This window comes from Corynebacterium sp. Marseille-P8863 (genome assembly GCF_946902955.1).
GTDB lineage: Bacteria > Actinomycetota > Actinomycetes > Mycobacteriales > Mycobacteriaceae > Corynebacterium > Corynebacterium gottingense.
Genome location: NZ_CAMPQC010000004.1, coordinates 1 through 14,320, shown reverse-complemented (window position 1 = coordinate 14,320; position 14,320 = coordinate 1). Strand labels below are relative to the sequence as shown.

14 protein-coding genes and 1 rRNA gene are annotated in these 14,320 nt (G+C 66.9%); all 15 read right to left on the bottom strand.

From position 1 onward, the window contains the following. Positions 1 to 7: 7 nt before the first annotated feature. On the bottom strand, positions 8 to 790 hold the full coding sequence (locus OVO38_RS04000; protein ID WP_233125709.1) for a segregation and condensation protein A: 783 nt from the start codon (positions 788 to 790) through the stop codon (positions 8 to 10). A gap of 81 nt (positions 791 to 871) precedes the next feature. Next, the gene (locus tag OVO38_RS03995; protein WP_267207807.1) at positions 872 to 1,753 is read right to left on the bottom strand and encodes a ParA family protein; all 882 of its coding nucleotides are present in this window, start codon (positions 1,751 to 1,753) and stop codon (positions 872 to 874) included. A gap of 110 nt (positions 1,754 to 1,863) precedes the next feature. Next, complete coding sequence (locus OVO38_RS03990) at positions 1,864 to 2,979, bottom strand: hypothetical protein (RefSeq protein WP_267207806.1); 1,116 nt, start codon at positions 2,977 to 2,979, stop codon at positions 1,864 to 1,866. 105 nt (positions 2,980 to 3,084) lie between these two features. Next, positions 3,085 to 3,999, bottom strand: coding sequence for a site-specific tyrosine recombinase XerD (xerD, locus tag OVO38_RS03985; RefSeq protein ID WP_144717010.1), 915 nt, complete (start codon positions 3,997 to 3,999; stop codon positions 3,085 to 3,087). Further along, complete coding sequence (locus OVO38_RS03980; protein WP_279629699.1) at positions 3,999 to 4,676, bottom strand: NUDIX domain-containing protein; 678 nt, start codon at positions 4,674 to 4,676, stop codon at positions 3,999 to 4,001. Before OVO38_RS03980 ends, xerD begins: the two co-directional genes overlap by 1 nt. A 10-nt stretch (positions 4,677 to 4,686) precedes the next feature. Next, on the bottom strand, positions 4,687 to 5,562 hold the full coding sequence (locus OVO38_RS03975; protein WP_095536105.1) for a copper transporter: 876 nt from the start codon (positions 5,560 to 5,562) through the stop codon (positions 4,687 to 4,689). A gap of 12 nt (positions 5,563 to 5,574) precedes the next feature. Beyond that, entirely contained in the window at positions 5,575 to 6,771 is a 1,197-nt protein-coding gene (steA, locus tag OVO38_RS03970) for a putative cytokinetic ring protein SteA (RefSeq protein WP_095536104.1), read from the bottom strand. Positions 6,772 to 6,824: 53 nt separating this feature from the next. Further along, positions 6,825 to 8,552, bottom strand: a complete 1,728-nt coding sequence (gene recN, locus OVO38_RS03965; RefSeq protein ID WP_267207805.1) for a DNA repair protein RecN — start codon at positions 8,550 to 8,552, stop codon at positions 6,825 to 6,827. Positions 8,553 to 8,592: 40 nt separating this feature from the next. Next, positions 8,593 to 9,513 carry an NAD kinase gene (locus OVO38_RS03960; RefSeq protein ID WP_095547083.1) on the bottom strand — a complete coding sequence of 307 codons (921 nt, stop codon included), beginning with the start codon at positions 9,511 to 9,513 and terminating at the stop codon, positions 8,593 to 8,595. Further along, the gene (locus tag OVO38_RS03955) at positions 9,510 to 10,340 is read right to left on the bottom strand and encodes a TlyA family RNA methyltransferase (protein ID WP_239216807.1); all 831 of its coding nucleotides are present in this window, start codon (positions 10,338 to 10,340) and stop codon (positions 9,510 to 9,512) included. The genes OVO38_RS03960 and OVO38_RS03955 overlap by 4 nt, the downstream gene beginning before the upstream one ends. 14 nt (positions 10,341 to 10,354) lie before the next feature. Next, positions 10,355 to 10,522, bottom strand: coding sequence for a hypothetical protein (locus tag OVO38_RS03950; RefSeq protein WP_233125703.1), 168 nt, complete (start codon positions 10,520 to 10,522; stop codon positions 10,355 to 10,357). A gap of 1 nt (position 10,523) precedes the next feature. Then, positions 10,524 to 11,519 (bottom strand): HAD-IIA family hydrolase, encoded by a 996-nt coding sequence (locus OVO38_RS03945; protein ID WP_267207804.1) that lies wholly within the window; start codon positions 11,517 to 11,519, stop codon positions 10,524 to 10,526. Between the two features lie 17 nt (positions 11,520 to 11,536). Beyond that, positions 11,537 to 12,382, bottom strand: coding sequence for a hypothetical protein (locus OVO38_RS03940; protein WP_267207803.1), 846 nt, complete (start codon positions 12,380 to 12,382; stop codon positions 11,537 to 11,539). A 161-nt stretch (positions 12,383 to 12,543) separates the two neighbouring features. Further along, positions 12,544 to 13,143: a hypothetical protein gene (locus OVO38_RS03935; protein WP_267207802.1), complete on the bottom strand. Its 600-nt coding sequence runs from the start codon at positions 13,141 to 13,143 to the stop codon at positions 12,544 to 12,546. A gap of 1,051 nt (positions 13,144 to 14,194) precedes the next feature. Further along, a 5S ribosomal RNA gene (rrf, locus tag OVO38_RS03930) occupies positions 14,195 to 14,312 on the bottom strand. Positions 14,313 to 14,320 lie beyond the last annotated feature (8 nt).

The window sequence follows — 14,320 nt, the reverse complement described above, 5'->3', positions numbered from 1 at the left end:
GCACCGCCTAGCTCCAGTTGCTTGCCGCGACCACCGCGGGGTCCACGTCGAGCCCGGTCCACGACACTTCCAGCGGCCCCAGCGCCTCCTCCTGCTTCGTCTCCACGGCGCGCGCCTTGTACAGCTCGAGCAGCGCGAGAAACCGGCCGACGATCTCCATGGACAGCGCGCAATCCTTGGTCAGCGACGCGAAAGAAAGCCACTGCGTCGCCCCGACCAGCTTCAGCGTTTCCAGAATCCGCCCGGCCTGCTCCGGCACAGAGACCTGCACGGCGTGCAGGTGGTCAACGCCGACCTCCTCGGGCGGCTTCGGCCGGAAGACGCTGGCGGCAAGCTCCGCAAAACTGGCCGGGGTATGTCCCAGGCGCACGGGCGGCAGCAGGTCCACGAACTGTGGCTCCATCGACACCGCGCGCGGGTACCTGCGCCTGGCATGCTTCTGCCACTGCGCAAACTGGTCGGCCACTTGCTGGTACGCGCGGTACTGCAGCAGGCGGGCGAAGAGGAGGTCGCGCGACTCCAGCAGTTCGAGGTCCTCGATCTCGTCGGCGTCGCCACGCGGCACCAGGCGCGCCGCTTTGAGGTCCAGGAGCGTGGCCGCGACGAGGATGAACTCCGTGATCTCGTCCAGGTCGGCGGTCTCTCCAAGCGCCCGCGTGTACGCGATGAACTCATCGGTCACCTCTGCAAGCGCCACCTCGGTGACGTCCAGCTTCTTCGAGCTAATCAGGTTGAGCAGCAGGTCGAAGGGGCCCTCAAAGTTGTTGAGCACGAGGCGGAACCCGGTGATCTCGGGCTGCTCGCCCGCCTGCCCACTCGCTTGCGCTCCGTCGCGCGCTTCTGCCCCGGTGTGCGGGTCGCTCACGCCGGCCTACGAGGTCCTGGTTTCGGTGCGCTCCAGCAGCTCCTTGGCCAGGTTGCGGTACTGCTCCGCTCCCTGCGAGCGCGGCGCCCACGTGATGATCGGCTCACCGGCGACCGAGGTCTCCGGGAACCGGACGGTCCGCGTAATCACGGTGTCAAAAACGCGGTCCCCGAAGACCTCCACGACGCGATCCATCACCTCGCGGGCGTGCGTCGTGCGCCGGTCAAACATGGTAACCAGGATGCCCACGATGTCCAGGTCGAAGTTGATGCGGTCGCGCACCTTCTCCACCGTGTCCGTCAGCAGGGCCAGTCCGCGCAGCGAGAAGTACTCGCATTCCATCGGGATGATGACCCCCTGCGAGCAGGCCAGAGCGTTGACCGTGAGCAGGCCAAGGGACGGGCCGCAGTCGATGATGATGATGTCGTACTCGTTGCGCACCGGGCGCAGCGCTCGCGCGAGCGTGTGCTCGCGCCCCACCTCGTTGACCAGCTGGATTTCCGCGGCCGAGAGGTCGATGTTTGCCGGCACGAGATCGAGCCCGCTGACGTTGGAATGGCGAATGGCGCCGTGGATGCTCGTGGTGTTGTCAAAGAGCAGGTCGTAGACGGTGACCTGCTCCTCGTCGTGCGATACCCCGAGCCCCGCGGACAGGGCGCCCTGCGGGTCGAGATCCACCAGCAGCACCTTGCGGCTCTGCTCCGCCAGGCACGCACCCAGGTTAATGGTGGAGGTCGTCTTCCCCACGCCACCCTTCTGGTTGACCATGGACAGCACTGTGGCCGGGCCGTGCTTGTCCAGCGGAGCCGGGTCCGCAAACTCGCGGAACGGACGCCCCGTGAGGAAGGTCTTCTCCTCGGAAGCGTCGAACAGTGCGTCGTCTGCCATTGTCGGTCCTCTCCGTGCCTTTCCGTCGCCTGGCACCGTCTCTGCGCCAATCGAGCCCGTCACGCCGTAACGCTTGACGCGCCCATCTTACAACACTGTTGTTTCGCCGTTTAGGCCCGCGCGCGCCGCCGTACAAAGAACACAATGATCAACGCAATCGCCGCCAGCAGCGCAACCCCGCCGATAATCAGCGGGACAATCGAGCCGCCACCGTTCGAGTCAGTGTTGGGGCCTTGATCGCTTGCCGACGCCTCCCCATACGGATTCTCCCCGTCCCCGCTCGCCTCTTCCGTGGGCGCATTGGTCGCGGTGATCACGGCGACGAACTCGGCCTTGCCGTCCCGCACCACTTCCATAATGAACGGGTTGTCCGGTGTCTCGCCTTCCGGGTACGTCAGGGTCAGCGTGCGCTTCGCCACGTCGACGTCGCGCTTGACCCCCTTGATCACCTGGCCGTTGACGTCCAGGTAGCGCAGCGTTGCGCCCTCGGTATCGGTCTTGGTGTACTTCATCAGGTCCGCAGCGCGCGACAACGGCACCTTCACCACGAGCGTGTTGCCGTCAATCTCGCCGTCGAACTCGAAGCGCTTGGCGCCCGAAGTGTCCACCTCCTCCGCCTTAGTGCGGTCCGGGTGGGACACGCTGCCGGCCGCGCCGCCGTTCCTGCTGTGCCCGCTACCGGCGCTGCCTGCTGAATCCTCTGAGTCCCCTGAGTCTCCTGAGTCTCCTGAGTCCTCCGTATCCCCAGCATCCCCAGCGCTTTCGCCGTCCCCATCCTCGCCGGACCTGCCAAACTCGCGCGCACCGCTGCCGCCTTCGCTGCCGGAAGCATCATCGTCGGCGCTGGCTGCGCCGCCTGCCGACGACGCGTCGTCGGCAATTGCCTCCTCGTCATCGCCCACGGCGACCAGATTGACGGTCGCGTTCATCCCTCCAGAGCTGGCGGGCACGCTCGCAGTGGCGCCAGGGTCATCGGGTGCGGTGACCGAGACCTGAGTGCCGTTGGAAGTGACGGTCCATCCGCCGCCGGAGTAATTCGCATCCACGGGCACGCCGAGGTCCACGGTGGTGGTCTCGCCGGCGCGGACAGTGACCTCGGACGGGATCATCGATTGCACCTCCGCAGGGTCGATGCCCTCGGGAAGCTGCGCTGACGCGAGCGGCGCACCAACGGCGCAGAGCGTGGCGACGCCACACGCGGCAAATGTACGGCGAGCTAGATTCACGGGTCGTGGACCTCCTTGAGTATCGTGCAAAACGCTCAATCTACACGGTTATGCTGGCAACCACTGCCACTGCATCCACAGGCAACGGTGAGATCCGCCCCCGACTCACGCACGCGGATGGGCCTGCCGCCACACCTCGCGCAAATTCTCCGCCGTGACGTGGGTGTAAATCTGCGTCGTGGTCACCGACGCGTGTCCCAGCAGCTCCTGCACCGTCCGCACATCCGCCCCTCCCTCGAGAAGGTGCGTGGCAAACGAGTGGCGCAGCGTGTGCGGGGAGATGTCTTTGTGCACGCCCGCCCGCTCGGCGGCCTGCTTGATCGCCGTCCACGCGCTTTGGCGCGACAGAGCTCCGCCGCGGGTGTTCAGGAACAGGGCGTGAGACTTTCCGGTGGCAAACGACGGGCGCACCCGCACAAGGTATGCCTGCAGCGCGTCCTGCGCGTGACTGCCCACCGGCACCAGCCGCTGCTTATTGCCCTTGCCGGTGACGGTGAGAACCCCTGCGCCGGGCTCGAGCTCGGACGCGTCGTCGACGTTGAGTGCAAGCACCTCGGAGACGCGGGCGCCCGTGGCGTAGAGCAGCTCCAGCAACGCGCGATCGCGCACGCCAACCGGGGTATCGCCCGCGCACGAGTCAAGCAGCGACTCGACCTCCGCGACAGAAAGCGTGTCCGGCAGCTGCTCGCCCTGCTGCGGCGGGGCCACCTCGGCGGCCACGTCGCGCGGCAGGACCCCCTCCGCCACGCCGAACTTGTGCAGCCCCCGAGCCACGACCAGGGCCCGCGCTACCGAGGAGGTGGCCAGCGGCTTCGTCCCGTCGACGCCGCGGCGGAGGTCGGCCACGTACGCCTCGACGTCCAGCGCGCTGACTGCCGCGAGATCGGTGATGCCGGCGCGCTCCAGCCAGGTGAGGTAGCGGTTGACGTCGCGTCGATAATTGCTCTCCGTGTGCGTGGACACGCCGCGCTCGACGATGAGGTGGGTCAACCAGCGCTCGGCGAGGGTGCGAGCCTGCACTAGATGCGCTTCATGTCCGGGGTGATCCCTGCGGCGACGCGGCGCTTTGCCAGCGAGGTCGGGCGCAGCTCGAACGGTGCGTCGGTGCTGCGCGGTGTCGCGCGACCGGCTTGCACCTCGCTTGCTGCGAGCACGCCCGCGATCGCGATGGAGTTGACGATCTCACCGCGAAGCACCGCCTCGCGCGCTTGTTCCAGCGGCATCCAGGTCAACGTCATATCCGCCTCTTCCTCCTCGGCGGGCGGGCGAGGGACCTCGCGGAGCTCGCGGGCGAGGAAGACCCGGACGGCCTCTTCGGCGAAGCCGGGCGAGGTCACCAGGTCCACAAGCACTGACCAGTTGGCGGCCTCGAGCCCGGCTTCCTCGACAAGCTCGCGCTTGGCGCCGGTCAGCTCGTCCTCACCGGCGACGTCGAGCAGCCCGGCGGGGAGCTCGAGCAGGCGGTGGCGCACAGCGTGCCGGTACTGCTTCACCACGGCCACCTCGTTACGATCGTTCAGCGCAACGACGGCGACTGCGCCGAAGTGCTCGACGACCTCGCGCGACGCCTGCGCCCCGCCGGGCATCGTGACCGTGTCTCGGCGCATCGCCAAGATGGGCGATTCCTGCAGCAGTTCCGAGTCAACGACCGTGAACTCGTGCGCGTGCGGCGAAGTGTGTTCCATCTGTTCAGCCATAGGTGTAAGCCTAGGACGTTGCCGAGCCTGCCGCACCAAGCGTCGCGCGGATGCGGCCCGCCTCCGTCTCCACGGCCTGCACAAAGGTCGCGTGCTGGAGCTCCGGTGCGTGCCACGCGTCAATTTCGCGCACGCCTAACACGGTCGGCTCAGTCTTGCCCAGTGCGTCGGCGAAGTCTGCAAGCAGCTGTTGGCCGAATTCGTCCGGGGCGCCCTTGCCTGCGCCCACGCCGCCTTCCTCGTCGGTGTCGTCTCCGGCGGCCCCGGTCACGATCACGATCGCGTCAGCGGGCACAAGGTCGCCGCTGTAGTGCACAAACCCCGCTTGCTTGAGCGCATCGAGGACGAACTGCCGGTCGCCCGCGGGCGCGAGCGGCTCCCCCGTCTCCGCATCAACCAACAGTGCCGCGGACAGCGATTCACCGGCGTGGACGCCTGGCCGTCGATCTTCCACCGACAGCTGTGCCCCGGCGGGCAGGGTGTTTGCGATCAGTGACGACAGCGCGTCCGCCGAGTCCTGATCCGTGAACTTTGATGCCAACTCAAGCTCGCCGGAATCCTTGGCGCCCGCCTTTCCCAGCAGCCAGCGCACCGCCTTCACGTCCTCATCGGAGGCGCCCTCGGTGCGGATCACCGTCACGTGCTTATCTTTCAGCGCGTCTTTCACAATTGCCGCCGACTGCTCACCGAGCAGCGTATCCGAGTTGTCGGCGTACGCCTCCGCGCGCTGCGCCTCCTTCGAGGTCGCGGAGTTGTCCTGGCCAAGCGGCTGGCCGTCGTTATGCATCGCGGGCGCGATGAGCAGCGCGCCGGCGGCCACGCCGAGCGCAATGCCCCACCCCAGGCCGGTCACCACAAGCCCGCTTGTGCGTCCTCCATCAGACATGTTCAGGCTCCTTTACTTGGTCAGGCGGTCGATCAGGTCCTGGAAGGACAGCGCAATGCTGTTCCAGGTATTGACCAGGTTGTCAGAGAAATCCCCCGGCCCATACAGGCCGACGACGAGGACGATGGTCGCGATCGCCACCAGGATCCCCAGGATCGCCCACGCCCACGCGACCCCGCCACTCGACGGCACCGCGTACAGCTGCTCCACCACCGTGGAATCAACCAGCTTGCGTCCCGCCTTCATGCGGGTGAGCAGCGCCTCGGGCGGCGTCGACTCGGGCGCGGCGAAAATCTGGTCAAGCTCCACGACCTGACCAACGGTCACGATCATCTCCGCGTCGTGGAACACCGCCAACAGGATCGCCAGGTCCGTCGGGGATTCCGTCGCCGCCGGAAAGGTCATCGCCCCCACTCCCAGATCCTGGATGCGCTCCAGCCCCGGAGCAAACCCGTCCGGCTCGGCGGGGAGGATGACGCGCGCGCCGCTGCGCAAGCTTTCCGACGCCACGTCAGTCGGATCTCCGACAATGTAGTCAGGTTCGAAACCGAGCTCCACGAGGACGTCCGACGCCTGACCAACGCCCACGATCACCGGGGTGAACTCGGACATGAAGTTCTTGATCCCCTTCAGCCGATCGCGGAGGTCCGGGCAGGGCGACACCACCACGACCTTTCGCTCCGCCATGGACTCGCCAAGGTCCGGGGCGCCGAGGCCGTCGATGAGCAACGGGGCTTCCGCGTGCACGAACTCGATGGTGTTGCCAAAGTAGGCCTCCATCTGCTCGACCAGGTTGCGCTGCGCCTCGGCGAACGTGGCGTCGAGGTCGCCGCGCGTCACAGGCACTGCGGTCCCCGCGGGCTTCTTGCCCACGGTGATGCTGCCGTCCTCGCCGAGGCGGACCTTCTTGCCGTCGCGCAGGGCGCCGTCGCCTCCGGTTGCTTCGAGGAGGGTGACGTTGGCGTCGAGAAGCAAATGCGGGCCGTAGTTGGGCATGGCGCCGGTGGAAAAGCGGGACAGGTTGATCACGGCGCTCGGCCGGTGCGCGAGCAGCGCCTCAGCCTGGCGGCGAGTCATGTCCGCCGAATCAACCAGCGCGATGTCGCCCTCGCTCATGCGGGACGGCCCCTTGCCTTTCGGCCTGCAGTCACGCAACGTGCCCGTCAGCGCGGGCTGCGCGGATTCGGAGTTCCGGGAAGCAACAGTCATGCGTCATATTGTGCACGCGTGACCTGCCCGAACCTGGTAGGCGCGCGGGAGCGCTACTGGCGCAATTCCTCCACTTCGCGCTGCGCCCTTGCGAACAGCTCCTTCGCGTGGGCTTTGCCGGTATCGGAGTCGTCCAGGCCGGCCATCATGCGGGCCAGCTCGTCGATCCGCTCGGCGGAGCTCAGGCTCAGCACGCCCGAGGTGACGGCCTCGTCGCTGACATCCTTTGCCACGTGCAGGTGGGTATCCGCGTAGGCCGCGACCTGCGGGAGGTGGGTGACCACGATGACCTGGTTGCGCGCGGCGAGCCGGGCAAGGCGGCGGCCGATTTCCACCGCTGCGCGCCCGCCGACGCCGGCGTCGACCTCGTCGAACACCATCGTCGCTCCCCCGCTGGTGCCGGACAGCACCACCTCGAGGGCGAGCATGACGCGCGAGAGCTCACCGCCGGACGCGCTCGTCGCCAGCGGCTTCGGCTCGAGCGCGCTGTTCGGGGCAAGCCGAATCTCCGCCGCATCGGCGCCGCGCGGGCCGAAGTCGGTGCTGTCAATGGATACGGTCAGCTGCGCCTTCGGCATCGCCAGGCCGTGGAGTTCTTCGGTCACGGCCTTGCCCAGCGCCGCGGCGGCCTTGGCCCGCGCCTTCGACAACGCGGTGGCGCGGGTGCGCATCTGGGCTTCCGCCTCCGCGACCTGCTTCTTCAGCTGCTCGATGGCCTCGTCGGAGGTGTCGATGCGTTCGAGCCGCTTCGCAGCCTTGGCGCGCCAGGCCAGGACGCCAGCAATGTCGGGGGCGTATTTCCTGGTCAACCCCTTGAGCTGCTGCTGGCGCTGGAGGAGCCGCTCAAGCTCGTCCGGGTCACTCGGGAGCTCCGCGACGTAGCTGCCAAGTTCCGCGGAGACGTCGCCAAGCATGCTCGCCACCTCGTGCAACCTGGCGCCGAGCTCCTGCAGCGCCTTGTCACTCGCGCCGTCCAGCGCGGTCGCCGCGCGGCCGACGAGCGTGGAGGCAGCTTCCTCGTCGTCGCCGTACCCGCCAGCCGCCTCGGCGCCGTCGATGGCTACGAGCGCGGTGTGCGACGCCTCGCGCAGCGCGTCGACGTCCTGGAGGCGATTAATGGTGTCGACGAGGTCTGTATCCTCGCCGTCCTGCGGGGCGACCTCGTCGATCTCCGAGATGGCGAACTGCAGCCGGTCAATCTCCTGGGCCAGCTCCTGTCGACGCTCCGTGCGCTCGCGGAGTTCGCTCGCCGCCTTGCGCCACGCCGTGTACGCGGTGCGGTAGGTCTCCAGCTTGCCGGCGATTTTCGGGTCGAACCGGTCCACCGCCGCGAGCTGCTGATCTGGCGACATGAGGCGCAGCTGGTCGTTTTGCCCGTGGATTGTGAGCAGCTCATTGGAAAGCTCGCCCAGCGTTGCCGCGGGCACCGTCCGGCCGCCGAGGTGCGCCTTCGACCGCCCGGTCGCCTTGACTGAGCGGGAGACGACGTACTCGTCGTTCTCGTCGGCGGCCGCGCCGGCCCCCTCCGCGATCTCCGCGATGCGCACGCGGACGTCCTCCGGAAGCCCGTCGGTGCTGAACGCGCCCTCGACCACGGCCTCCTTGGCGCCGGTGCGCACGCGGGACGCGTCCGCGCGGCCTCCGGTGAGGAGCCGCAGACCGGTGACCACCATGGTCTTACCGGCGCCGGTCTCACCGGTGAGCACCGTGAGCCCCGGAGCCAGTTCCGCAGAGGCGTGCGAGATCACGCCCAGGTTGCTAATGGCAATCTCTGCCAGCATGGCTTCTCCCTTCCCTCACATCCGTCCCGTGCAGCCGCGACTACGAGTAGCGCGGGCCACGCCAGCCAGACACCGGCAGCTGGAACTTGTTCACCAGCCGGTCGGTGAACGGGCGGTCGTCGATACGCACCCACCGTACCGGGCGCGCGCCGCGGATCACTTCCACGCGCGAGCCCGGGGGCATTGCAATCGAGCGGAAGCCGTCCATGACTACCACGGCGTCGCTCGTCGTCGGTTCGGATTCGACGGCAACCGTGGACCGCGGCGAGACCACCAGTGGCTTAGCAAACAGCGCGTGCGCGTTGTTCGGCACGACGAGGATGGCGTCCAGCGCCGGCCACATGACGGGCCCGCCCGCGGAGAAGGCGTACGCGGTCGAGCCGGTCGGGGTGGAGATGAGCACACCGTCGCAGCCAAACGAGGACACGGGGCGGAAGTCGATCTCCAACGTGGCGTCGAGCACCTGCGTGCGGTTCGCGTTTTCAATGCTGCACTCGTTGAGCGCCCAGCTGCGCCCCAGCTCGTTGTCGTCTGCGTCGCGCACCATGACGTCGATAGTCATGCGCTCTTCGACACGGTAGGTCTTATCAATGACGTGCTGGATCACCGCCTCGAGGCTCTCCGACTCGCCCTCTGCGAGGAATCCGACGTGGCCCAGGTTGATGCCCAGCACCGGGATGTCCTGCGCGTGCGCGAAGCTCGCGGCGCGGAGGAAGGTGCCGTCGCCGCCGAGGACGAGGACAAGCTCACAGCCTTTCGCGGCGTCTGGCCCGGGCTGGACGTGGTCCAAGTCGCGCAGCACCGCGTCCTCATCAACAGGGCTGTCCTCCCGCAACGTGAGCAGCCGAACCCCGATGCCGGCGGCGGTGAGCAGGCGCGCCGCGACCGCAGCGGAAGAGATGTTTTCGGGCCGGTAGTAGTGCGGGACGAGCAGGATTGTCCGGTGCGCGGTCTCAGTCACGTGTGTGTCGGTCCTTCCTCAACTGCTGTGTCCACCATGGCCCGCAGCGCCGCAGCATCCAGTGCTCCGGCGCCGCCGTCTTTGACCAGCCATAGGAAGTATTCTACGTTGCCGCTCGGGCCGGGAAGACCAGAAGCGGTGACGCCTTTCACGCTGAGCCCCAGCGACTGCGCGTACGCGGCCACGTCCGCGGTCACCTCGGCGCGCAGCTCGTTCGAGCGCACGACACCGCCATGGCCGAGCCGGTCCTTGCCCACCTCGAACTGCGGTTTCACCATGGGAAGCAGGTCGGCCCCCGGCGCCAGGCAGGCCGCGATCGCGGGCAGCACCAGCTTGAGGGAGATGAAGGAAAGATCGCCCACCATGAGGTCGGCGGGTTGCCCGATCTGCTCGAGCGTCAGGTTGCGGATGTTCGTCCGGTCCAGCACCCGCACGCGCGGATCATTCTGCAGCCGCCAGATCAACTGCCCGTACCCCACGTCCACGGCGATGACTTCCCGCGCCCCGCGCTTGAGCAGCACGTCGGTGAAGCCGCCGGTCGATGCGCCCGCGTCGAGCGCCACTTTGCCCGCCACGTCGAGCCCCTGCGGCCCGAACGCCTCCAGCGCGGACAGGAGCTTGTGCGCGCCTCGCGACGCCCACTCGTCCTCCTCCGCCACATCCACCTTGATGGAAGCGTCGGGTTCCACCACGGTGGCGGGCTTCGTCGCGGGGAAGCCGCCGACGATGACTTTGCCTTCCTTGATCCACATCTGCGCCTGCTCGCGCGAGCGCGCGATTTTGCGGCGGACGAGTTCGGCGTCGAGTCGCCTCCGTCCAGGTGCCACGTCTGAGTCTCCTTCTACTGGTTGCGTAGGGCGTCGCTTAAGACGTCGTGGGCGCGGGTGAGCTGCGACGCTTCGTCGACAAGCGATTGCACGGGCTCGGCGAGAATCTCCTGCACGCGCTGCGTGACTTCGGCGGGGCTGTGCTGCGTCGTGCGCGGGTCGTGTGGCTTCGGCGCGGGCACGCTACCACCACTTCGCCAGCGCGGCCTCGGCCTCCGTGGACGCCGCCCGCACATTCCTCGGCCCGGTGGGCTGCGCCCAGGCGACCTCGAGGGCGGTACGCAGCGCCTGAACGCTTGTCGACGCCTCCTCGCCCCCATCCACGACCAGCTCGTCGCCCTCCATCCGCGCCTGGAAGCCGCCCTGCGCACCGGGCTGCAGCGTGGCGGGATCCGCCGCCAGCGCGCGCATATCTTCGCCGATGTACGTCGGGCGCTGCTGCGGCGGGGCCTGGAGCAGCGCGAGCGGCCCGGAGACGCCGGTGAGCACGTGGAGCGTGGGCATCCCCGCCGCGACGCCGCCAGCCAGGTCGGTGTCCAGGCGGTCGCCGATGCCCAGCGGCGACTTGGCCCCGAAGCGCTCTGCCGCCTGGTGGAACATCGCGGGCTCGGGCTTGCCCGCCGACCGTGGCGTCACGCCGGTGGCTGAGGTGACCGCAGCGATCATCGATCCGTTGCCTACCATCAGGCCCCGCTCCATCGGCAGCGTGGTGTCCATGTTGGACGCGAGGTAGACGGCGCCGGCGCGGATGGCCAACGCGGCTTCGGACAGTTCCGCCCACCCGGTGTCCGGGTTGTGCCCGTGGAGCACAGCCTTCGGTGCGTCGTCGGCGGAATCCGTGACCTGGTACCCCGCGTCACGGACGAGATCCTTGAACGGCTGCGCGCCGAGCACGAGCACCGGATCCCCCGGTTCGAGCACGTCCTCCGCCAGCCCGAGCGCGGCCTGAGCCGAGGTGAGCACGTCGGCCTCGGCGGCGTTGAGCCCAATGTCTTGCAGCATTGCTGCGACCCTGCTCGCCGCTCGAGAGGCGTTGTTCGTGATGTAGATTGCCTTGCACCCGGAGGCGTTGATCGCCTCGACGGCGTTCGGGATCGCCCGGCCGCCCTCCCAGACCGTGCCGTCCAGATCCAGCAGAAGCGCGTCGTGCTGCGCTTGTAGCGTCGTGTTTCCGTCCATGTCTCGTCGCGCTCGTTCTAGCTCAGCTCGCGGACACGCTCGTCCGCATCCGTGATGCCGTCTTCGTCTGCCTTGTCCACAGCGGCGAACCACTCCTTGGCCTCGTTCTCTCGCTGCACGGAGAGCAGCGCATCTGCGTACGCGTAGGCCAAACGCAGCTCGGAGAAGGTTTCAGGATGCAGCGTCGGGTCAAGGCGAGACAGCGTTGCCAGTGCGGAGTCGTGCTGCCCAAGATCGTGGCGCGCACCTGCGAGCACGATGGCCAGCTCGACGCGGTCTTCCGGCTCCAGCTGCCGAGCCTCCGGCGTCCGCCCCAGCTCGAGTGCCTTTTCGGGGCGGCCAAGGCCGCGCTCCGCGTCTGCCATGACGGCCAACAGGCCGGGGCCGCCGCTCATGCGGCGTGCCGCCCGCAGCTCGGAAAGCGCTTCCTTCCATTCACCGGCGTGGTAGGCCACGATTCCGTTGGTCTCGCGCACCACGCCCACGCGGCCTGCGCGGTTCTTCGCGGCACGCGCGTGGCGCAGCGCGAGCTTGGGGTCGTCCTCCAGCATCTCGATCGCCATCACCATGTGCTGCGCTACGCGGTTAGCGTTGTCCTTGGACAGCACGCGCAGGTCCTGCAGCACGGAACGATCAAGCTCATTGATGTCGATGCCATCCGGCAGATCCGGCTCGGAAATCTTCTGCGCCATCCGGTCCTCGCGGAACCCCTGCCGTGACGGGTTCGACCGATCATGCCGGACCTTTTTCTCAAACCTGTCGCCGCGGCCACCGCGACGCTTGTCATCGCGGCCACGCTTCGGCTTGCCACCACGGCCGTTCTGGCCACCACGCTTATACGACCGGTTATCGTTTTCCGACATCAATGCCCTTTCTTTCGCGTTCAACTCATTATAGGGTCTGTTGCTCTCGGACACCGCCAGGGGCGAAGTGCTTATCGACGCCACCGCCACACCAAAGGCCGCGAACCCTCACGAGCTCGCGGCCTTCTACTGAGCCCCTACTCCAGGCGAGGCGAACCTCACTACGGCAGCATCGCCGCAATCTCAGCGGGCAGCATCGGCTTCAGCGAAGGAAGCGCAGCTGCAACGCCGCCCAGCACCAACAGGATCACGCCGGCCGAGACGACTCCGATCCCCGCCCCGTTGAGCTTGCCGTCCTCATCGCTCAGCGCGTTCTTTCCCTCGGCATCTCCGGGCTTACCGCCGTCCTGAGAGCTGGAACCGCCATCGGTGCCCGGAGTCCCCGGCTTTGGCTTCGGCTTGGGCTTCGGCTTGGGTTTCGGCTTTTGCGGCGCATTGGAGCCACCACTGCCCGCGCACTTTTGAAAAGCTGGAAGGAAGGTCTTCTCGTAGGCCTCAACCCCAACCTTGAACAACTTCTCGCGCTCTGCCGCGGCGGCGGGATCGGTCTTCTTCAGCTCCGCAATAGCTTTTCGCTCCTGCGCTTGCGCTGCCTTTGTCTCCTTGATGGCCTTCTTCGCCTCCTGCGGCGTTGTCGTGTTTGAGCTTGGCATCATGTACCGCTCTTGCTCCTGAGCAGTGAAGGTGAAGTGGCAGGTGCCACCGCTCACCTTGACGGATACCGCATTGGCCGAAGGCGCGACAATTCCGGGGGTGATCATGCAGCCAGCAACAACGCTGGCCGCGAAACGCTTATTCAACATAGCTTAAAACTCCAATTGGTAGAGAATGTGTGCTGGCTTCCGACAATCGCATTGTTAACTGACTGTCAATTGTCAATCTACAAAAGGTGCAAGGCGTGTGCGAGACAAATCACGTCTGAATCGATTCAGTGCGTTGCCACACTGCCAATATTGTGAGAGCGCACCAGTGGACGTTGCGTGTAATCCATGCTCTTGAAAATCGGCTGCTTTCCCACTCCGCGGACATCGCAGCCCTTCTTTCAGCTGGGGATGGTGCCGCGTCGGGGCTCTGAGCTTCTCCCGGTGCGGGTGTGACGGCGAGCTGTCGGTCCGGCCCGGTGAAGCTTTCGCGTGTTTGACGAGAATGGCGTGAGTTTGATGGACGCTGTGTGCGGTTGACGAGAAAAGGATGACGAGTTCACGCGGTCCCCCCGGTCTCGCATCTTCGTCACGGAGATCTCGTCAAATAGCCGCCCTACTGACTGCACGCGGGGTTGGGCGGTGCGCCAGCACGCGTGAACCGGGTGGCAACAGCAACGCCCGGCGATCGCGCGGCGAGGGTAACAGCGAAATCTTTGCCCCGGGTGTTTAGCCGAGTTGCGCTCTTGGGCTGGCAGAGTAAAACCACTGGGATCCCCGCCCCCTCACGAAACTCCCCGATCACTCTGCGGTAACAAGTGTTGCGAAACGGTGCCAGGTGTGTGGGTGCGGTGGTTGTAAAACTTCGGCGCGGCGGCTCTCTTTGGAGCTAGCTCTATTTGTACGGTTGCGCCGATAGAAGCCCTGGCCGCATGTGCCCGGTCGGTGGAGATGGAGCTCGCCCCATGTAGACAACCGCCAACGGTAAACCCCCTCGGTCCGGTGTCGCCGCGGGCGCCAAATAGCGCGGGGTGCGTCTCGATCAACAGCCGGGGGGCCAGCAGCCCCCACCCCGCGCGGGAATAGAAAAAAGCGCCCCGCCGGGTATGGACCAACAACAGGTCCCACCCGACGGGGCGCACAAACAGTATTCAATTATTTATAGTTATTGGGTCGGCGGTAACCTACTCTCCCACACCCTCCCGAGTGCAGTACCATCAGCGCGGGCGGGCTTAGCTTCCGGGTTCGGAATGGGACCGGGCGTTTCCCCGCCGCCATCAACCACCGACACACCCAA